The 19,529-nt window shown below is 71.8% G+C and carries 18 protein-coding genes; 7 read left to right on the plus strand and 11 right to left on the minus strand.

Annotated elements, in window-relative coordinates; all coding sequences use genetic code 11:
- Positions 1–1,176, plus strand: a complete 1,176-nt coding sequence (locus AB0I82_RS13070; protein ID WP_363257279.1) for a GDSL-type esterase/lipase family protein — start codon at positions 1–3, stop codon at positions 1,174–1,176.
- Between the two features lie 18 nt (positions 1,177–1,194).
- On the opposite strand, the gene AB0I82_RS13075 is transcribed toward AB0I82_RS13070, so the two are convergent.
- The 7 genes from AB0I82_RS13075 to AB0I82_RS13105 form a co-directional block, all read right to left on the minus strand.
- Complete coding sequence (locus AB0I82_RS13075) at positions 1,195–1,569, minus strand: hypothetical protein (protein ID WP_363257280.1); 375 nt, start codon at positions 1,567–1,569, stop codon at positions 1,195–1,197.
- Between the two features lie 211 nt (positions 1,570–1,780).
- A complete protein-coding gene (locus AB0I82_RS13080) occupies positions 1,781–2,494 on the minus strand; it encodes a dipeptide/oligopeptide/nickel ABC transporter ATP-binding protein (protein ID WP_363257281.1) in 714 nt (237 codons plus the stop codon).
- A complete protein-coding gene (locus tag AB0I82_RS13085; protein ID WP_363257282.1) occupies positions 2,491–3,540 on the minus strand; it encodes an ABC transporter ATP-binding protein in 1,050 nt (349 codons plus the stop codon). Before AB0I82_RS13085 ends, AB0I82_RS13080 begins: the two co-directional genes overlap by 4 nt.
- Positions 3,509–5,308, minus strand: coding sequence for an ABC transporter permease subunit (locus AB0I82_RS13090; RefSeq protein ID WP_363257283.1), 1,800 nt, complete (start codon positions 5,306–5,308; stop codon positions 3,509–3,511). Before AB0I82_RS13090 ends, AB0I82_RS13085 begins: the two co-directional genes overlap by 32 nt.
- 11 nt (positions 5,309–5,319) lie before the next feature.
- Positions 5,320–6,801: an ABC transporter substrate-binding protein gene (locus AB0I82_RS13095; RefSeq protein ID WP_363257284.1), complete on the minus strand. Its 1,482-nt coding sequence runs from the start codon at positions 6,799–6,801 to the stop codon at positions 5,320–5,322.
- Between the two features lie 109 nt (positions 6,802–6,910).
- On the minus strand, positions 6,911–7,588 hold the full coding sequence (locus tag AB0I82_RS13100; protein ID WP_363257285.1) for a UdgX family uracil-DNA binding protein: 678 nt from the start codon (positions 7,586–7,588) through the stop codon (positions 6,911–6,913).
- Positions 7,589–7,727: 139 nt separating this feature from the next.
- Entirely contained in the window at positions 7,728–8,972 is a 1,245-nt protein-coding gene (locus tag AB0I82_RS13105) for a GAF domain-containing protein (RefSeq protein WP_363257286.1), read from the minus strand.
- A gap of 235 nt (positions 8,973–9,207) precedes the next feature.
- Between AB0I82_RS13105 and AB0I82_RS13110 the strand changes: the two genes are divergently transcribed.
- Genes AB0I82_RS13110 through AB0I82_RS13120 form a run of 3 tightly spaced genes read left to right on the plus strand, consistent with a single transcriptional unit; the run spans position 9,208 to position 12,529 of the window.
- Positions 9,208–10,458, plus strand: a complete 1,251-nt coding sequence (locus AB0I82_RS13110; protein WP_363257287.1) for an iron-containing alcohol dehydrogenase — start codon at positions 9,208–9,210, stop codon at positions 10,456–10,458.
- A gap of 9 nt (positions 10,459–10,467) precedes the next feature.
- Positions 10,468–11,856 (plus strand): histidine kinase, encoded by a 1,389-nt coding sequence (locus tag AB0I82_RS13115; RefSeq protein ID WP_363257288.1) that lies wholly within the window; start codon positions 10,468–10,470, stop codon positions 11,854–11,856.
- On the plus strand, positions 11,846–12,529 hold the full coding sequence (locus AB0I82_RS13120) for a response regulator transcription factor (RefSeq protein WP_363257290.1): 684 nt from the start codon (positions 11,846–11,848) through the stop codon (positions 12,527–12,529). Before AB0I82_RS13115 ends, AB0I82_RS13120 begins: the two co-directional genes overlap by 11 nt.
- Before the next feature lie 37 nt (positions 12,530–12,566).
- Here the strand turns inward: AB0I82_RS13120 and mftM are convergent, their stop codons facing one another.
- The 4 genes from mftM to mdo all read right to left on the minus strand — a co-directional run bounded on the left by mftM (position 12,567) and on the right by mdo (position 17,625).
- Entirely contained in the window at positions 12,567–13,490 is a 924-nt protein-coding gene (gene mftM / locus AB0I82_RS13125; protein ID WP_363257291.1) for a mycofactocin oligosaccharide methyltransferase MftM, read from the minus strand.
- The gene (locus tag AB0I82_RS13130) at positions 13,487–15,025 is read right to left on the minus strand and encodes a VWA domain-containing protein (RefSeq protein ID WP_363257292.1); all 1,539 of its coding nucleotides are present in this window, start codon (positions 15,023–15,025) and stop codon (positions 13,487–13,489) included. The genes mftM and AB0I82_RS13130 overlap by 4 nt, the downstream gene beginning before the upstream one ends.
- A 14-nt stretch (positions 15,026–15,039) precedes the next feature.
- Positions 15,040–16,242 (minus strand): MoxR family ATPase, encoded by a 1,203-nt coding sequence (locus AB0I82_RS13135; RefSeq protein WP_363257293.1) that lies wholly within the window; start codon positions 16,240–16,242, stop codon positions 15,040–15,042.
- A 90-nt stretch (positions 16,243–16,332) separates the two neighbouring features.
- Complete coding sequence (mdo, locus tag AB0I82_RS13140; RefSeq protein WP_363257294.1) at positions 16,333–17,625, minus strand: NDMA-dependent methanol dehydrogenase; 1,293 nt, start codon at positions 17,623–17,625, stop codon at positions 16,333–16,335.
- Positions 17,626–17,878: 253 nt separating this feature from the next.
- Here mdo and mftA point away from each other — a divergent pair, with 253 nt between their 5' ends.
- Genes mftA through mftC form a run of 3 tightly spaced genes read left to right on the plus strand, consistent with a single transcriptional unit; the run spans position 17,879 to position 19,482 of the window.
- Positions 17,879–18,001, plus strand: a complete 123-nt coding sequence (mftA, locus tag AB0I82_RS13145) for a mycofactocin precursor MftA (protein ID WP_363257295.1) — start codon at positions 17,879–17,881, stop codon at positions 17,999–18,001.
- Positions 18,001–18,276 carry a mycofactocin biosynthesis chaperone MftB gene (gene mftB / locus AB0I82_RS13150; RefSeq protein ID WP_363257296.1) on the plus strand — a complete coding sequence of 92 codons (276 nt, stop codon included), beginning with the start codon at positions 18,001–18,003 and terminating at the stop codon, positions 18,274–18,276. The genes mftA and mftB overlap by 1 nt, the downstream gene beginning before the upstream one ends.
- Before the next feature lie 33 nt (positions 18,277–18,309).
- Positions 18,310–19,482, plus strand: coding sequence for a mycofactocin radical SAM maturase (mftC, locus tag AB0I82_RS13155; protein WP_363257297.1), 1,173 nt, complete (start codon positions 18,310–18,312; stop codon positions 19,480–19,482).
- Positions 19,483–19,529 lie beyond the last annotated feature (47 nt).

Below are 19,529 nucleotides of genomic sequence, written 5' to 3' on the forward strand. Positions count from 1 at the left end.
ATGTCCACCAAGCACGCCTCGGTAACCACACCCCTCACCGCTGACCTCCTGCGCGGCGCCCTCGACCTGGAGCACACCGGGACCGGCGTGCTGCCGCACCGGCTGCCCGCATGGGCCCGTCGGCAGATCCCCGACGGGCAGCTGGCCATGGCGGAGTCCCAGCCCTCCGGCGTACGGCTGGTCTTCCGCACCCGTGCCACCGCCGTCGAACTGGACACCCGGCCCACCAAGCGGGTCTACGTGGGCGCCCCGCCCCGCCCGGACGGCGTGTACGAGCTGCTCGTCGACGGCCGCCCGACCGGCCGGGGCAGCGTCACGGGCGGCAACACCCTGACCATCGACATGACCACCGGATCCGCCGAGACCCGGCCCGGCCCGGCGGGCACCCTCCGCTTCACCGGCCTGCCCGACCGCGCCAAGGACATCGAGATCTGGCTGCCGCACAACGAGACCACCGAACTGGTCGCCCTGCGCACCGACGCCCCCGTCGAGCCCGTACCGGACCGGGGCCGCAAGGTGTGGCTGCACCACGGCAGTTCGATCAGCCACGGCTCCGACGCCGCCGGCCCCACCACCACGTGGCCCGCCCTCGCCGCCTCCCTCGGCGGCGTGGAACTGATCAACCTGGGCTTCGGCGGCAGCGCCCTGCTCGACCCGTTCACCGCCCGTACGATGCGGGACACCCCCGCCGACCTGATCAGCGTCAAGATCGGCATCAACCTGGTCAACGCCGACCTGATGCGGCTGCGTGCCTTCGCCCCCGCCGTCCATGGCTTCCTCGACACGATCCGCGAAGGCCACCCGAACACACCGCTGCTGGTCGTCTCACCGATCTACTGCCCGATACACGAGGACACCCCCGGCCCGGCCGCTCCCGACTTCAGCAACATCGACGCCGGAAAGCTGACGTTCCGGGCCACGGGCGATCCCGCGGATCCCACCCGCCTGACGCTCCACATCATCCGCGCGGAGCTCTCCCGCATCACCGCCGCCCGCGCCCCCGAGGACCCGAACCTCCACTACCTGGACGGCCGCACTCTCTACGGCGAATCCGACCACACCGAACTCCCCCTCCCCGACCGACTCCACCCGGACGCCACCACCCACCACCGCATCGGCAAACACTTCGCCGAAGCGGCCTTCACCGCAGGCGGCGCCTTCGGGGACGCGCCCTAGTTTCCCGGCCGTCCGCCGTCACACATCGATCCCGTCCTCCGCCGCCCGGAGCCACCTTCTGGTGGCCGGGAGGTCGGCGTGTGCCCGGTTCAGTACCACGTAGACGAAGATGCCGTCGTTGCCGTGGCGGGAGAGGGGGCGGATGAGGTGGTACTCGTCATCCAGCGTGATCAGTATGTCTTCCATCCGGTCGGGGCTGTAGCCGAGCGTTTCGAGGGCGGAGAGTTTGGCCCGTACGACATCGGTGTCCACCAGCGCCGCCTTCTCCAGGTCGGGTCCGGCGGGGTGGCCGATGGCCCCCAGCAGGAGCCGACTGTAGTAGTCGACCACGGAAGCCCCGAGGACACCGTCGACCTTCAACAGCTCACGCAACGTCTCATTGATGCCGGCCACGACCCACCTGCCCCCGATGCTCAACAGCGATACTCGGCGACATTCGGCGACGAGGCCCGCACTGCCCACGCTTCATCTTTGCAGGCGGCAAGGCACGTACACACCGCTTGACCAGAACCGTCGTCACTTGTCCGACCAGGAACGCCCCGGAACGTCCCGGAGCGCACATGACCCTAATGAGCCGACAGTTCATATGCCCGCGCCACTGCCGCTATGCGGCCGCCGGCCCGGTGATCCGGCCCTCCCGCATTTCGATCGAACGGTCCGCGAAGTGGCGGACCACCGCACGATCGTGGCAGATGAAGAGATAGGCGAGGCCCAGCTGGTCCTGGAGGTCCGCGAGCAGGTTCAGGATGCCTGCGCGGACGGACGGGTCGAGGGAGGAGACCGGCTCGTCGAGGACCAGCAGCCGCGGCTCGGACGCCAACGCACGGGCGATTCCCGCGCGTTGGCACTGGCCGCCGGAGAGCTCGTGGGGCAGCCGGTCACCGCAGGCCGGGGCGAGACCGACCCGGTCCAGCAGCTCGGCGACCCGGGCCGGGCCCGTCGCGTCCCAGCGCCCCTGGATCCTCAGCGGCTCCGCCACCGCGTCACGGATGCGATGCCGGGGGCTGAGGGAGCCGTACGGGTCCTGGAGGACCGGCTGCATCCGGGGGCGGAGCGGGCGCAGCTCGCGGTCGGTGAGCGCGGTCAGCTCCGTCCCTTCGAAGCGGACCTCGCCCGACGCCGGGCGGCGCAGTTGCAGCACCGCCATGGCGGTGGAGGACTTGCCGCAGCCCGACGGGCCGTTGAGGGCGAGCGTCTCGCCGGCGTCCAGGGTGAACGAGACGTGGTCGACTGCGGTGACCGCGCCGTACCGCACGACGAGGTCGCGGACGTCGAGCAGCGGGGGGTGGCCGTTGCTCGGGAGTGCGGACGGGCTCATGCGGGCTGCTCCTGGAAGAGGTCGGACGCCGCGTGCGGGACCTCGTCCCAGCGGTGGCAGGTGACGTCGTGGCCGTCGCCGGCCGGCCGCGGCCGCGGTTCCTCCCGGTGGCAGCGGTCCTCGGCGAGCGGGCAGCGCGGCGCGAAGGCGCAGCCATGCGGCAGACCGGCCGGCGTGGGCGGGGTGCCGGGGATGACGGGCAGCCGCCGACGGTCAACACGCCGCTCGCCCACCTCGTCCGGCGGCAGCGACGCCAGCAGCCCCGCGGTGTAGGGCGCCCGGGAGCGGCCCAGTACGGCATCCGCCGGTCCCTGTTCGACCGGGCGGCCGGCGTACATCACCAGCACGCGGTCGGCGTGCTCCCTGACCACCGCCATGTCGTGCGTGACCAGCAGGAGGGCGGCGCCGACCGCCTCCCGCTGCTCGGCGAGTACGCGCAGTACCTGTTCCTGCAGCTCGGCGTCGAGGGCGGTGGTGGGCTCGTCGGCGACCACCAGGCTCGGCTCGTTGACGGTCGCCATGGCGATCACGGCACGCTGCCGCATCCCACCGGAGTACTCGTGCGGGTAGGCCCGCGCCTTGCGTGCGGCATCGGCGATGCCCACCCGGTCGAGCGCCGCGACCGCCCGGGCCCGGGCCTCCGTGCGCGACACGCGGGCCACCGACCGTACGGCGGCGGCGAGTTGGTCGCCCACCGGATGCACGGGGGACAGCGCGGACAGGGCGTCCTGCGGTACGAGGCCCAGCCGCCGGCCGCGAAGGGCCGCGAGGTCCTTGGGCGCGGCGCCCACGAGTTCGGCGAAGTCCCCCGAGTCCTCCCGGAGCCGTGCGCTCCCCGTCGCCGTCGCCTCCCTCGGGAGCATGCCCAGCAGCGCCCGCGCCGTCAGCGACTTGCCCGCGCCCGACTCCCCCACGACGGCCAGCACCTGCCGTGCGTGGACGTCGAAGGACACGCCTCGGACCACGTCGACGCCGCCGAAGGAGACCCGGAGGTCGCGTACGGAGAGGAGCGCGTCAGGGTGCGGTGTACTCAGCGGTGTACTCAAGGGAGGGCTCCTTCCGGGGAGACGGGACCGAGTGGCCGGTGCCACGGCGGGACGAGCGAGGGCGGCTCTCCACGTACGCCGCCGTCGACACCGCAAGACCCGCCAGCAGGGCCAGGGCGACCGCCGGGGCAAGGGCCGCCCACGGGGCCCGCTCCACGTACGCGCGGGACTCGTCGAGCAGCAACCCCCATTCGGGAGCGGGCGGTTGGGCACCCAACCCGATGAAACCCAGCGAGGCGAGGGCGAGGGCGATGCCGGGCAGGCGGAGGAGCGCGTGCCGGGTGACGGGCCCGGCGACGGACGGCAGCACATGCCGGCTCAGTATCCAGAGGGGCGGCGCACCCATGGCCCGTTGGGCGGTCAGGAACGCCGACGCGCGGACCTCCTGCACCAAAACCGCCGCGTGCGCGGCGAGCGGCGGCCAGGAGATCAGGGCCACCGCGAGGGCCGCGCCGCCCGTACCGGGGCCGGCCGCCGCCGCGACGAGGATGCCGACGATCACCGGGGGCAGCGCGTTCGCGATGTCCGCCGCGCCCGTCGCCACGCCCGGCAGAAAGCCGAGGGCCAGCGACAGCAGCAGGCTCACCGCACTCACCGCCGCGGCCGTACCGACGGTCGACGCAGCGCCGTGCCCGAGGCGGGCCAGGACGTCGCGGCCCAGCCCGTCGGTGCCGAGCGGATGTGCCCACGACGGGGCCAGCAGCCGGGCCGTGGTGTCCACCGCGTACGGGTCGCGCAGCAGTCCCCAGCCGATGGTGACCAGCAGGACCGCGCCCAGCACCACCGGAATCGCCGGGTGTGTGCGTACCGGGCGCGGCGCGGGCAGTGTCAGTCCCGCATCACGCAGGGCGGGGCCGAGCAGCCTGCGCCGCACGAGTGCCGCCAGCGCGCCCGCCGCCAGGCCGAGGGCCAGCAGGGCGAGTACGGAGCCCTGGAGCAGCGGCAGGTCCTGGGACTTGGCCGCGCCCAGTGCCGTACGACCGATGCCGGGCACCGCGAAGACCGTCTCCACGGCGACCGCGCCGCCGGTCAGGCCCACCGCCGCCATGCCGAACTGCGGGACGAGGGGCGGCAGTACGCGCCGGAGCGCCGCCGCGGAGACCCGCGCCCGGCCGACGCCCGCGCCGCGCCACAGCTCCACCCACCGCTCGTCCAGCACGGCGGGCAGCGCGTCCGCGACCAGCCGGCCCAGCAGGCCGCCCGCGGGGACGCCGAGGGCGATCGCGGGCAGTACCAGATACTGCGGGCCCTGCCAGCCGGACGTGGGCAGGACGCCGAGCCACACCCCGCACACCAGCAGTGCGACCGTGGCGAGCAGGAACTCCGGTACGGCGGCAAGCATGGCGGCGAACGCCCCGGCCGAGCCGCGCCCCCGGATCAGCACCGGCGCGACCAGCGCACAGGCCAGCAGCACGGCCACGCCGAAGGCGGCGGCCATGAGGCCCAGCGACACCTGGAGTCCGGCGACCACGGACGGCAGGACGTCGGTGCCGGAGACCCACGACGTACCGAGGTCCCCACGCAGCGCGCCGGCCGCCCAGTTCCCCAGCATGGTCAGGGGGCCCGCGTCCAGGCCGAGGTCGGCGCGGATCGCGGCCAGCGCCTCCGGGGTGGCCTCCTGCTCGGCCGACCGGGCCCGCAGCACGGTCAGCGCCGGGTCCCGGCCGGAGAGCCAGGGCAGCAGGCCGACCGCCGCCACCACACCGGCCAGACAGCCCAGGCGGGTGAGCCCGGCCGTACTCACCGGCTCCTTCACTCGCAGCGTCATGTGACGGGGGCTCACTTCACGTGGGTCTCGGCGGTGACCAGCTCGCGCTCGCGCGGGTCGTGGGCCGCGCCCGTGATCCGGGCGGCGTCTCCCTGGATCACGCGCTCGTGCAGCAGCGGCACCGCGGCGTCGGTGGCGAGCACCGCGGCCTCGGCCTCGATGATCGCCTTGCGGCGCGCGTCGCCGGTCTTCAGCTCGCCGGCCTTCGCCAGCGCCTTGTCGACCGATCCGTCGGCGAGCTGGGGGATGTTGAAGGACCCCTTGGACGCGAAGTCGCTGTAGAGGTACGCGGCCGGGTCGCCGGAGTCGAGGACGGTCGCGCGGGAGAGGAGGAACGCGTCGAACTTGCCCGCCAGCGCGTCCGACTCGATGTTGGCGTACTCGCGGATCTCCAGCTTCACCTTGAAGCCGGCCTTCCGGAGCTGCTGTTGCAGCGCCGCGGCGGCCTCGGGCAGCTCGGCCCGGTCGGTGAACGTGCCGATGGTGATCGTCTTGGCGGGCGGGTCACCGGCCTTCGCCCGCTTCACCGGCGACCGCAGGCCCTCGGCCCACGGCAGCGCGGGGCCGAGCAGCCCCTCGGCGACATCGGCCCGGCCCTCGTACACGCCCTTGACGAGCGACTTCGCGTCAGTCGCCGCGCGGGCCGCCGCCCGCACCGAGGCGTCCTTGAAGATGCCCTTCTCGGTGTTGAGGTACAGGGTGTTGGTGCGCGGCATCGGCACCTCGGTGATCAGATCCTGGTCGAGCACCGCGGCCTGCGAGACCGGGACCGCTTCCACGATGTCGGCCTCGCCGCTGCGCAGTGCCGCCGCGCGTGCGGTGCCGTCGGGCACGAACTTCACATCGATTCCCGGGGCCTTGGCCTTGCCGCCCCAGTACTTGTCGTAGCGGTCGAGGGTGGCCGCGGACGTGCCGTTGACCTTGGTGAGCTCGAAGGGTCCGGTACCGGCGCCGACCGGGTCCACGGTCTTCTTCTCGTACGCCTTGGCCGCGAGGATCGACAGCTGCGGCGAGCTGAGGCGCTGCGGTACGAGCGGGTCCTCCTCGGCCGTGGTGACGACGACCGAGTCGCCCTCGGCCTTCGCGGTGAGTTCCACGCCGTCGAGGATGCGGGGCTTGGGGGAAGCGGTCGCGGCTTCGGTCAGGGAGCGGACGACGGCCTCGGGCGTGAGCTTCGTACCGTCGTGGAAGGTGACCCCGTCCCGGATGGTGAACGTCCACTCGCGGCCGGACTGCCGCCACTCGGTCGCCAGCGCGGGCTCGGCGTCCCCGTCCTTGTCGAGCTTCACCAGCGTCTCGGCCGTGGACCAGCGGGAGAGCTTGAAGGCGTCGTCGGACAGCGGCGAGAGGCCCGAGCGCGGCGGCTGCATCATCGCCACGCGTATGCGCCCGTCGTCGGACGAGGCGTCGCCGGAACCGGACGACGCCGAGAAGCAGCCGGTGAGCAGCGCGGAGGCCGCGGCGAGGGGCAGGAGGCGGGCGGGCAGACGCACGGAACTCTCCGGTAAAGGGAAGGTCAAGAAGGGGTGCGACTGAAGGTAGCATGATGACAATCGTTTTCAACATTTGGCCGAGAGTGACCGCCGTCACCTCACGCCCGCCCTAAGACTTGCCGTTCAGCGCTCCGGCCGCGATCCGCAGGTCCGACACCAGCCCGGCGTAGGACGCCTCGCGATCGTCGGACCGCAGGATCGCCGACGGGTGGAGTGTGGCCACGACGAAGCCCCCGCCGTCGGCGGCCGCGCCTTCCTCCGGGAAGGGAATGAGCGTGCCCCGGTCCTTCGTCACCCGGAACGACGGCCCGAGCAGCGCCTTGCCGGCGGTCGCCCCGAGCGCCACGACCACCTCCGGGGCGACCAGCCGCAGCTCGGCCTTGAGCCAGGGACGACAGGCCGTCATGTCCCGGAGGCTCGGTGGCTTGTGGATCCGGCGCTTGCCCCGCGGCGCGAGGGTGAATTTGAAGTGCTTCACCGCGTTGGTGACATACGTCTGATCGACGTCGATGGCAGCCTCCTGCAACGCCTTCCGCAAGAGACCGCCGGCCGGCCCGACGAACGGCTCCCCCTGGCGGTCCTCCTGGTCCCCCGGCTGCTCACCGACGAGCATGACGCGCGCCGACGCACTGCCCGCCCCGAAGACGGTCTGGGTGGCGTCCTGGAAGAGCGGGCAGCCCTGGCAGTCCGCCGCGGCACGCCGGTGAGCCGGCAGCCCACCGCGCTCGGGCAGGAACGGTGTGGCGTCGTACTGCTCCCCGGCGGAGTCACTACCGCTTCCGGTCATCGGCGTCGTCTCCCGAGTCGCTCTGCCCCTGGCGCTGCGGTGCTGCGTCACTGCTCGGGACCATCTTCGCCGCGCTTCGACGCTGTCGCAGCCGGACACGCCCGCGGCCGGTGCACGAGGAATCCGCGGCGCACGGGCCTCAGGCCCGCAGTGCCGTCCGCAGCCGCCCGGCGGCGATGCCACGGCGTACGTCGCCCACGCCCAGCACGTCGAGCGCGTGCTCGTGGATCTCGGCGTCGTACGGTGCGTACCCGCCGTAGCGCAGCGCGTGTTCGGCGCTGGCGCTGGCCAGTACGGCTTCCCGTACGGCGACTTCCAGATGCTCGCGCCAGGCCACGATGCCCGGCGCTTCGGAGTCGGGCAGCAGCGGGCCGCGGTAAAGGCGTACGGCGGTCTCGGTGTCCCCGCGCTCCAGTGCCCGCAGGACCTCGACGGCATCGCAGGTGACGGCGGTGATCAGGGCGTACTTGCGGGTGGTGACGGCGCCGCCGAGGGCGCGCCGCAGATGGGAGACCTCCGCCTTGAACGTGGAGGCGGTGACCGGCCGGTCGCCGTAGAGCGCTTCGCGCAGCCGGTCCGGCGAGTAGCCGTCGGGCTCCAGCGCGAGCAGGGTCAGGATCTCCAGCTGGCGGGGGCGCAGGCGGAGGGGCGCGCCGTCCCGTACGGCCGCTTCGTCGCCCAGGCAGGTCAGCCGCACCTCCGAGGCGTGGCTTTCCTGTCCGGGCAGCGCCCCGGGGACGGTCCGCAGGCCGGCCTCGATGCTGGTCGCCAGGGTCCGTACGGTGGACATGGCCAGCGGGTGCGAGCGGTCCCAGGTGGTGGAGAGGTCCAGTACGCCCAGGATCCGCCCGTCCGGGGCGTGGATCGGCGCGCAGTAGCAGACCCAGCCGTGCAACGCGGCGACCAGGTGCTCGGCGGAGAAGACGGTGGCCGGGCGGCCGGTGCGCAGCGCGAGGGAGAGGGCGTTGGTGCCCATGGCGGGCTCGTCCCAGCGGCCGCCCGGTGCGAAGTTGACCCGCTCTGCACGGCGTCGCATGACGCGGCCGCCGCAGCTCCACAGGATCGTCCCGGACTGGTCGGTGACCGCCGCGACGAACCCCGCGTCGTCGGCGATGCTGCGCATTTCGTCGGCGAGCGCCGTCACCGGACCGCGCAGCGGCGATCCGGACCAGCCGGAGTCCACCGCGCCGTCCTCGGACGTCGGCGCGCTGTCCCGCCGGGGATCGACGAAGTCCAGCGAGCGCGTCCATGATTCGGTGACTTCGCGGCGCAGCGCCGCGCTGCCGGGGAGGATCCGGCGGACCGTCTTCAGCTCCGGCACCCGGCGGGCCCACTCGTCCTCCAGCGCGGCCCTTCGCTGCCGAAGTCCCACATGCTCTGACATAGCAATTCCCGATTGTCCGGCGCGCTGTCCTGAAGTTCACCTGTCCGATCGGACAGGTCGAGGTGCCAGAATGGAGAGTGCAGGCCGCGAGTGAGCAGCTCTACCTTGTTTACCGCACGTCACGGCTCTGTTAAATCTATGGAGGTCGCGCAACCCCTGGCGATGCCCTTGTGACCTGCGTAATCCGACTCCGCAGTTCGGAGGTCCCGTGCTCCGTCCGCCGGGAGGCCCCATTATGACCGAGAGTGACCGGCCAGCCGGAGAGTGGTGCGACGAGGTGCGCGCCGAGGAGCTGGTCGGCCCGCAGCGGATCGAACCGGGCGCCGGACGTGAACCGTCACATCTGGCCAAGTTCCACGCCCCGGAGATCGTCTTCGGACCCGGCTCGCTGGCCGAGCTCGGTCACTGCGTGTTGCGGGTCGGCGGGCGACGGCCGTTCCTGGTCACCGACCCCGGGCTGATCGAGGCCGGCTGGGTGGACGAGGCGCTGGGCCATCTGCGGGCGGCCGGGCTGCGCCCCACTGTGTGGCACGGGGTGACACCCAACCCGAAGGACCACGAAATCGCGGACGCCTACGAGCAGTACGCGGCGAGCGGCTGCGATGTGGTCGTGGGGCTGGGCGGCGGCTCGTGCATCGACGCGGCCAAGGGTGTGGCGATCCTGTCCGGCAACGGTGGACGCATTCTGGCGTACGAGGGCGTGGACAAGGTCGTGCAACCGATCCCGCCCACGGTGATGGCGCCCTCCACGTCGGGCACCGGGGCGGACGTCTCGCAGTTCGCGGTGGTCACCGACACCGCGGCACACATCAAGATCACCATCATCAGCCGCACCCTCGTGCCGGAGATTTCGGTGATCGATCCCCGGCTGCTGACCACCATGCCGGAGTGGCTGAACGCGGCCACCGGACTGGACGCGCTGACCCACGCCATCGAGGCGTTCGTCTCCAAGGCGCACAATCCGCTGACCGACAACCACGCCCTGCACGCCGTGCAGTTGATCACCGGCCATCTCCTGGGCACCCAGCAGCGGCCCAGGGAGGTCAGTCCGCGGCTGGCCATGGCCCAGGGGTCGCTGGAGGCGGGCATGGCGTTCACCAACGCGATCCTGGGCGCCACGCACGCCATGAGCCACCAGGTCGGCGGCCTGCTGGACGCGCCGCACGGCGTGGTCAACGGCGTACTGCTGCCGCACGTCATCCGGTTCAACGCCGATGTGCTGCCGCAGCGGTACCAGTCGCTGGCCACCGCTGCCGGGCTGTCCTCCGAGGGCGCGCCGTCGGACGAACTGGCCTACGCGCTCGCCGAGAAGGTCCGCGAGCTGGCGGACGCCGTGGGCGTGCCGAAGAACCTCGCCAGCCTCGGTGTCACCGAGGCCGACGTGCCCCAACTGGCCCGCACCACCCTGAAGGACGCCTGCCTGGCCACCAACCCCAGGGACCTGGACGTGCGGGACATCGAGGCACTGTTCCGCGCGGCCCTGTGAGGTGACCCCGTGACCGCCGAACACGAACCGGACCAGGATCCGCCGGCCACCGCCGACCTCGGGATGCTCACCGGCCTGCGCTCGGGCAAGCGCTCGTACTACCCCGCGTACATCCGCTCCACCGAACGCCTGGAGCGGGCCGTGGAAGCGCTGGACGGCATCTCGCGCGCCCTGGTCCGCACGGCCGAGGGGCCGCGGGCGCTGGTCGAGGCGGTGGTGCGCGCCGCGGCCGAACATCTGCAGGCGCGCTGGCTGCTGCTGGCCGTGGCGGACGGCGCGCTGCGGGCCGCGCGGCCGCGGTTCCTGCTGTACGCCGACGATGTGCTGATCGATGACGAGTCGCAGCTGCCGGCCGAGGTGCGTCGGCATCTGGAGGTGCTGCGGACCCGGCCCTGGGAGGCCGAGTCCACGCCGGGCGGCGAGGGCTGGGTCCGGGCACCGATGACGCTGGACGACGAGCCGGTCGGCGGCATCGTGGCGCGGCCCGGCCCCGGTCTCGAGGTGGCCGCGACCGACCTGGCCATCCTGCGCGTACTCGCCAACCAGGCCGCCGTGGCCCTGCACAACTCCTTCCTCTTCCACGCGGCCACCCGGCTGCGCGGCCGCACCGAGCAGCTGTCCGAGGCGGCCCAGCAGCAGGCCCGGGACCTGGCGGCGCGCAGCGCCGAGCTGGCCGAGACGCAGGCGCGGCTGCTGCAGGCGATGCAGCGGCAGACGCTGGACGACGAACGGCACCGGATCGCCCGGGAGTTGCACGACAGCGTCACGCAGTACGTGCTCAGCGCGGGCATGACGATCGAGGTGTGCCGGGCGGAGCTGGCGGCGATGGGCGGCCCGGCCGAGGACATCGCACTGCGGCTGGCCACGGCCAAGGACCTGAGCGGGCAGGCCGTGGAACGGCTGCGCAACGCGATCTACGCCCTGCACCACGCCTCTGACGAACCATCAGGCCCGCTGCCGGTGATGCTGGAGCGGCTCTCCACGGTGCATCAGACCACCGACCTGGAAGTGCGGGTACGGGTGGCGGGCAGCCCCGTGCCACTGCCACCGCAGGCCGAGCAGTCGATCCTGCGGCTGGCCGGCGAGGCACTGTTCAACTCCGCCACGCACGGCAAGGCCGACCGTGCGTTGGTACGGCTGCGGTACCTGCCCGACTCGGTCACCTTGAGCGTCTCCGACGACGGGAGCGGCGATCCGGCCCAACTGCGCCGGGCGCTGCAGCTGTCCAGGGCGGGCGACACTTCGGGCCGGCACCGCGGGCTGGCGAACATGGTCGCCAGGGCCGAGGAGCTCGGCGGCATCCTGTCCATCCGCCGGTCCCGGATGGGCGGCATCCTGCTGCGGGTGGGCATCCCCCTGCCGGTGGGCGTCGAACTGGAGGAATCCGATGACTACTGAAGCGCAGGCGGCGGCCGCGCCGCTGACCTCCCCCGTACGGATCATCCTGGTCGACGACCATGCGATCGTCCGGCACGGGCTCCGCTCGATCCTGGAGCGCGAGGCGGATCTGGAGGTGGTGGGCGAGGCGAGTACGGCGGCCGAGGCGAAGGCCGTCATCGAACGGGCCCGCCCCACGATCGTGCTGCTGGACCTGAAGCTGTCGACGGGTGCCGACACCGAGGGCCTGAACCTGTGTGCCGAACTCACCGAGCGCCACCCGGGCCTGGCGGTCCTCGTGCTCACCACCTTCCTGGACGACTCCCTGGTCGCGGCGGCCATCCAGCACGGCGCGCGGGGGTACGTCGTCAAGGACGTGGACACCACCGAACTGCTGCGTGCCATCCGGGCGGTGGCCCGCAACGAGAGCGCCTTCGACTCCCGCTCGGCCGCCGCGATGGTCCGCTCGATGCGCGTACAGAGCGATCCGCAGCCGACGGGACCGGCGTTCACCGAACGCGAGCTGAAGGTGCTGCAACTGCTCGCGCGCGGCCTGAGCAACCGTGTCATCGGCACCGAGTTGTACATCTCCGAGACGACGGTGAAGTTCCACGTACGCAACATCATGCGGAAGCTGGATGCCGCCAGCCGGGCGGAGGCGGTCTACGAGGCGAGCAAGATGGGTGTGATCTGACCGCCTACGGGGCCGGGTTGACCGGCCCCGTAGGCGGTCAGCGGGGAGTGAGGACCAGCCAGCCGCCGTGGTACGACGAGGCCTCGAAGGGGCGGCCCGTACGCTGGCCCAGGTGCTTGAGCTGGTCCAGGTCGAAGGAGCGGACGTGGCCGTACGCGGCGGTCGGCTCGTCCTCGTACGGCACGGCCGCGATCACCCGGCGCCGCGCGAGCCGCAGCGCCTCCTCCAGTACCGCGTCGCCGTGCTGGGGGTCGAGGTGTTCGAGCAGGTGGATGAGGGTGACGGTGTCCACCGACGCGTCCGGCCGCGGTACCCGCGACGCGTCGCAGGCCAGGATGCCCAGCTGCAGGCCGAGTGACTCGGCGACCGCGCCCAGCAGCCGCATGGTGCCGCGCGAGAGGTCGGAGGCGATCACCGTCCGACCGGGGCGGCGGGCGAGCATCAGTGGCAGGAACCCGAAGCAGGAGCCCATGTCGAGGACCGTGCCCCCGTCGACCAGCTCCAGCGTCCGGCGGTACACGGGCGCGAACCCCGCGATCGAGGAGTGGTCGGAATCCGCGGGCTCCTCCCAGCACTCCCGGATCCGGGTCAGCGTGTTGTCGTAGAACGTGGTCCAGGCGGTCAGCGGACCGTCCACGCAGGAGCGCACCACGCCGGTGAAGACCCGCTCGAAGATGTCCGGTCCGGACAGCCAGCCGGGCGCGAACAGCTCCTCCCCCAGCAGCCCGGCCAGGTCGTTGTCCAGCTGGTCGGGCCGGAGCCAGTGGCCCACCTCCACCCGGCGGCCGCGCCGGCGCAGGCAGAAGTGCTCGGTCCGCACGATCGGCGCGGGGCCCGGGTCGCCGTCCCGGGGCGGGCGCTCCCGGACCACCGCGACCACGTGATCGGTGTACCGGCCGGACTGCTGCGGCCCCAGCGGATCGATGCGCTGCGCCGCGCGGCGGAGATCGGGAACGCTCATCGTCCGGTCGCCTCCGCCGCCATCCGGTGGGCCGTGCGCTGCAGCCCGGCGAGGTCCGCGACCACCTGGACGCGATCGCAGAATTCCGCGTAGCGCGGCAGGTCACAGGCGCCCAGGCCCCAGGAGTAGCGGGGTTCGGGGGTGAGCCAGACGGTCTGCCGGACCCTGCGGGTGATCTCCTCGAAGGTGCCGGTCCGCGGATCGTTGCCGTTGCCGCGGCCGTCGCCCAGTACGAGCAGGGTGGTGCGGCGGTTCAGGGCCGCGGCGTGGTCGGCCAGCAACAGGTCGAAGGTGTTGCCGTAATCGGAGTTGGCGTCGGTGTCGAGCAGGCCGCCGGCCGGCAGCCCGTCGAAGACCAGCCCGAGGGCCCGCTCCAGCGGATGTTCGGTGAACAGGTCGGTGATCTCGGTGGGTTCGTCGACGAAGGCGAAGGAGCGGACCTGGCCGAAGAGGGACTGCAGGCCGTGGACGAGGTGCAGGGTGAACCGTGCGGTGGCGCGTACCGACAGCGATACGTCGGCCAGCACCACCACCCGCGGCTTGTCCTCGGCCCGGACCGTGGTGACCGGGCGGAACGGGATGCCGTCGTAGCGCATGTTCCGGCGCATCGTGCGCCCTGCGTCCACCCGGCCGCGCAGGCTGGCCCGGCGGCGGCTGGTCAGCGCGCCGCGCACGGAGTGCCCCACCCGGCGCAGCGCCTCCTCCAGTTGGGCCCGCTCGTCCTCGTCGACCGCTTCGAGGCGGGCGTGCTCGGCGAGCTGTGCGGATTCCTGGACCACCGTCTCCAGTTCCGCCAGCCGCTCCAGGTGCCGTTTCAGCAGGTCGGGGAGGTTTTCGATGACCCCGGCGAGCCGTCGGCGCAGCGCGGCGAGGGCTTCCTCGTCGGCGTCGTCATCGGCTTCCCGGTCGAGCCAACCGAAGAGGGCCTCCTGCTGGGCGACGGTCAGCTCGGTGTCGATCGGCTGTCCGGTCGCCGTGGTGAGCTGACCGGGCAGGCCGGCGCCGTGCAGCCGTTCGGTCTCCAGCTGGACGGACGGTGTCGTGTCCGCGCCCCCGGTCGCCCGGTCCTTGGACAGTACGATCTCGTCGGTCATCGCGGCCAGGTCGATCTTGTTGGCCTCCTGGTGCAGGTTGTACTGCTGGGCCAGGTCCCGCTGGTCGAAGTAGTCGCGGATGTCGGCGGGCTTGTCGTGGCTGTGGCCCTGCTGCGGCAGCTCCGAGGGCTCCTCGGAGACGGTGAACGACTCCAGTGTGCCGGTGTCGGTGAGGTCGTCGTGCTCGTGGCTGTGGCCGTGCCCGCCGTCCCCGCCGCCCACCGGGAGCAGCGAGAAATACGCCGTGAACAGCTCGTCGAAGAGTGCGTCGTCGCGCCGGTCCTTGACCAGTGTGATCCGCAGCGCCTCGCGCAGCGTCTCCCGCTGGTCGAGCACCCCGGCCTGAGCCGCCGCGCGCATGGCGTCCAACGCCTCCGACACCGACACCCGCAGCCCGAACAGCCGCAACAGACGCACGAACCGGTGCACGCTGCTTTGCATGCCCTCACCCCGGCTCAGTCGGTCCGGCGCCGGGCGATGGCGGCGAAGGAACGGGCGCCCTGGCCGCCGCCCGTCTTGGGGCGGCTGGTCGGGCCCGCACCCGGCGCACCGTAGTAGCCCTCGTCGTGGCGGCCCTGCTGGTCCTTGGCGAGCCGTACGGCGCTTCCGTCGGGCTCGCCGTCATGGCCGTCATGACCGTCATGCGGGCCGTGATCGTGGCGGTGTCCCGGGCCGTGGTGATGCCCATGGTGGTGCCCGTGCCCGTCGTGCTGATGCCCCGCTTCGGGCAGTTCGCGGTTGGGGTCGACGAGCCGGGGCAGCGCGCCCAGCGCGCGGTGCAGGTCCCGTTCGTACTTGAGGACCACGTTGGCGGTCTCGGCGAGGATCTCCGGGTCCAGCTCGTCGACGCCGAGCACGGCCAGCGTGCGGGCCCAGTCGACCGTCTCGGAGATGCTGGGGCTCTTGCGCAGGTCCAGCTCGCGCAGGCCGCGTACGACCTCCACCAGGTGCCGGGCCGTGGCCTCGGACAGTCCGGTGTCCTTGGAGCGCAGGATGGCGAGCTCGCGCTCCGCGTCCGGATAGTCCAGGAACAGGTGCAGACAGCGCCGCTTGAGCGCGGCGGACAGGTCGCGGGTGTTGTTGGAGGTGAGCACGACGTACGGCGGGACCTTCGCGGTGTACGTGCCGATCTCGGGCACCGAGACCTGGTACTCGGCCAGGCACTCCAGCAGTACCGCCTCCAGGGCCTCGTCCGCGCGGTCGACCTCGTCGATCAGCAGGACGGCCGGCTGCTCGCCGCGGATCGCGTCCAGCAGCGGGCGCGGTGCGAGGAAGCGGTCGGAGAAGAACACACTGTCCTGTTCGCCGATCCGGTGCACGGCGGTGGCCAGGTCTGGCGCGTCGGCGGTGAGCTCGCCGATCTTGTCCCGCAGCATCTGGGTGTACAGCAGCTGCTTGCCGTAGTCCCACTCGTAGAGTGCCTTGCTCTCGTCCTGGCCCTCGTAACACTGCAGACGCAGCAGCCGGCGCCCCGAGGCCGCCGCCAGTGCCTTGGCCAGTTCGGTCTTGCCGACGCCGGCCGGGCCTTCCAGCAGTACCGGCTTGTCCAGCCTGGCGAGCAGGAACACCGTCGTGGCGAGCCGGCGGTCGGCGATGTAGCCGTGGGCCGCGAAGCGCTGGACGACGTCGTCGACCGAGTCGAAATCGTGGTCCTGCAAGGGCTCCTGAGAATGAGCTGTGTCGAGCACGGTTCCTCCGTCCGGGATCCGGGGCGGGGGTGGTGTGCCCCCGCCCCGTGCCGATGTCGCTCAGCTGAGCAGGTCGTCCAGGTCGCCGTTCATGCAGTGCTCGACGACCGGGCGGACGGTGTCGAACGTGCACTCCTTGGCGTTGCCCGGGGTGCAGGCGTCGCCGAGGACGTGGTGGGTGATCCGGTCGACGTCCGCGTCGTCGCCCTTGATGACCGGGGCCTGCTCGTAGTACTTCGTCGGGCCCTGGCCCAGCCGGTTCTTGGAGTAGGAGTCCTGGGTGACATCGGTGAACTTCTCCGGGATGCCGACGTCCCGCAGCAGCCGGATACCGGCCGCCAGCGCCGCCTCGGCGGCCTTCACCTTGGTCATGCCGTGCGTGTCGACGCCCATCACCTCGGCGATGTCGGCGAACCGCTCGTACTGCGCGGGCATGTTGAACGCCCACACGCGGGGCAGCGCGATGGCGTTGTTGAGCCCGTGGTGGGTGTCGTAGAAGGCGCTGACGGCGTGCGAGATGGAGTGGATGATGCCCAGGCCGCCGGAGTTGAACGCCTGTGCCGCGATGTACTGCGCGTACATCATCCCCTCGCGCCCGGCCAGGTCCTGGCCGTTCCACACGGCCTGCCGCAGATGCTGTGCGGTCAGCCGGATCGCGTGCAGCGAATTGCCCAGCGAGGGCTGGAAGTTGAGCCGCGAGACATACGGCTCCGAGGCGTGCGCGAGCACGTCGAAGCCGCACTGCGCGGTGTAGTCCAGCGGGCAGTCGTAGTACAGCGTCGGGTCGTCGATGGCGAGGGTGGCCACCGAAGCGTCATCGAACGCAACGTACTTGTGCGGGTTCTCGGGGTCGGTCGTGGTGTCGGTGATGACATACGCCCACGAGGTCTCCGAGCCGGTGCCGGCCGTGGTGGACACCGCGATGTGCGGCGGGTTCTTCGGGTTCTCCGACTTGTTGAAGCCCTCGAACTCGTTCACACTGCGGCCGTCGTGCGCGACCGAGATGCGGGCGCCCTTGCAGGCGTCGTGCGAGGAACCGCCGCCGATGGAGACGAACGAGTCGCACTTGTTCTGCTGGTACATCGCCACGGCTTCCATGACGTTGTAGTCCTTGGGATTCGACTCGACCTTGTCGTACACGACGACCTCGAGGCCGTGGTACTTCATCGACTCGACGATCTTGTGGACGATGTCGCTGCCCCGCAGGCCCGTGGTCATCACCAGCGTGCGACGGAAACCGAGCTTCTTGGCCTCGGGGCCGATCATTTCGTGCGCGCCCGGGCCCAGCATCGCCCGCGGGAAGGGGTGGAATTCCTTGATCGGAAACGGCTTGAGAAGTTCATCGACCTGCATGATCTCCGGTTCCTCTCTGCTCGACGAGTGGCGTGATTCACCTTCCGGGAGCGGGCCGCGGCGGGGGTACCGGTCGGCCGGGCGGCAGCCTGGCGCGAACGGAGGGGCGGGCGCCCGTCCGATCGGAGGGGGCGCGCGGGTGCCCCTCCGATCGGACAGGTCGACGGGGCCCGGTCGCATGGTGGGGCGCCCCCGAGGCCCGCGCCTAACGTCGAATCCGTTCCCACCCGCCCCTCTCTCCAGGAGGTTCGCCATGCAGGACGACGTCAACGCGGTCGAGCAGGACAACGACGCGACCGCCTTCACCGCCGAGGACCTGACCGAGGAGCTCCTCGTCGAAGAGGTCTCCATCGACGGCATGTGCGGCGTGTACTGATGCCCGCGCCCGCCGCCTCCTTCAGCCCGGACCGGCGCTACCGGCTCAACCCGTGCGTCGCGTTGCGCCCCGAGCCGTTCGGTGCGCTCGCGTACCACTTCGGCAACCGCCGGCTGTCCTTCCTGAAGGACCTGGCGCTGGTGGAGCTCGTACGGCACCTCGGCGAGCACCCCAGCGCCCGGGAGGCGCTGGGCACGCTGCCGGCGGCGCAGCGCGAGCCGACGCTGCGCGCGCTGGCCGCGCTCGCCGCCACCGACATGATCGTCCCCGTTTAGAGGCCCAGAGAGCCTCGGAGAGCTGGAGCCGCCATGCTCGTCGATCAGTTCAAGCACGGACTGAACGCCCCGATCTGTCTGACGTGGGAGTGGACGTACGCGTGCAACCTCTCCTGCGCGCACTGCCTGTCCTCCTCCGGGCGGCGCGACCCGATGGAGCTGTCCACCGACGAGATCAAGTCGGTGATCGACGAGCTGCAGCGGATGCAGGTGTTCTACATCAACGTCGGCGGCGGTGAGCCGACCGTACGCGCCGACTTCTGGGAGCTGCTGGATTACGCGATCGCCCACCAGGTGGGCGTGAAGTTCTCCACCAACGGGCTGCGGATCACGCCCGAGCGGGCGCGGCAGCTGGCCGCGACCGACTACGTCGACGTACAGATTTCGCTGGACGGCGCGACCCGCGAGGTCAACGACGCGGTCCGCGGCCCCGGTTCGTACGACATGGCGATCCGGGCCATGGAGAATCTCGCCGCGGCCGGCTTCGAGAACTTCAAGATCTCGGTGGTCATGACCCGGCAGAACGTGTCGCAGCTGGACGACTTCGCCGCCATCGCCGACCGGTACGGCGCACAGCTGCGCATCACCCGGCTGCGGCCGTCCGGGCGCGGCGCGGACGTCTGGGACGAGTTGCATCCCACCGCCGAGCAGCAGCTGGAGCTGTACGACTGGCTGGTCGGCCACGGCGAGCGGGTGCTCACCGGCGACTCGTTCTTCCACCTCAACGCACTGGGCTCGGAACCGATCCCGGGGCTGAACCTGTGCGGTGCGGGGCGCGTGGTGTGCCTGATCGACCCGGTCGGGGACGTGTACGCCTGCCCGTTCGCCATCCATGACGCGTTCAAGGCGGGCAACGTCCGCTCGCCCGGCGGCTTCGCCGCGGTATGGCAGTCCTCCTCGCTGTTCCAGGAGCTGCGCGGCGAGCAGACCGGCGGCGCCTGCACCAGTTGCTCGGCGTACGACGTGTGCCAGGGCGGCTGCATGGCGGCGAAGTTCTTCACCGGGCTGCCGCTGGACGGCCCGGACCCCGAGTGCGTCAAGGGCCACGGCGCCACCGCGCTGGCCGCCGTCGACCGCGCCGCGCTGCCCCCGCAGGGCACCGACCACTCGCACCGCAAGGTCTCCCTGGGGATGCCCACGCTGAGGGTCAGCCGCCCGGACCGCTTCTGCGACGAGAGCCCGCTGGCCGGCATGGAAGCGCGGTGAACCGGCACGCGCTCGCGCGACCGGACAGAGACGACGAAAGAGGAAGA

Origin of the sequence: Streptomyces sp. NPDC050315, from assembly GCF_040655775.1 — a bacterium.
Classification (GTDB): domain Bacteria; phylum Actinomycetota; class Actinomycetes; order Streptomycetales; family Streptomycetaceae; genus Streptomyces.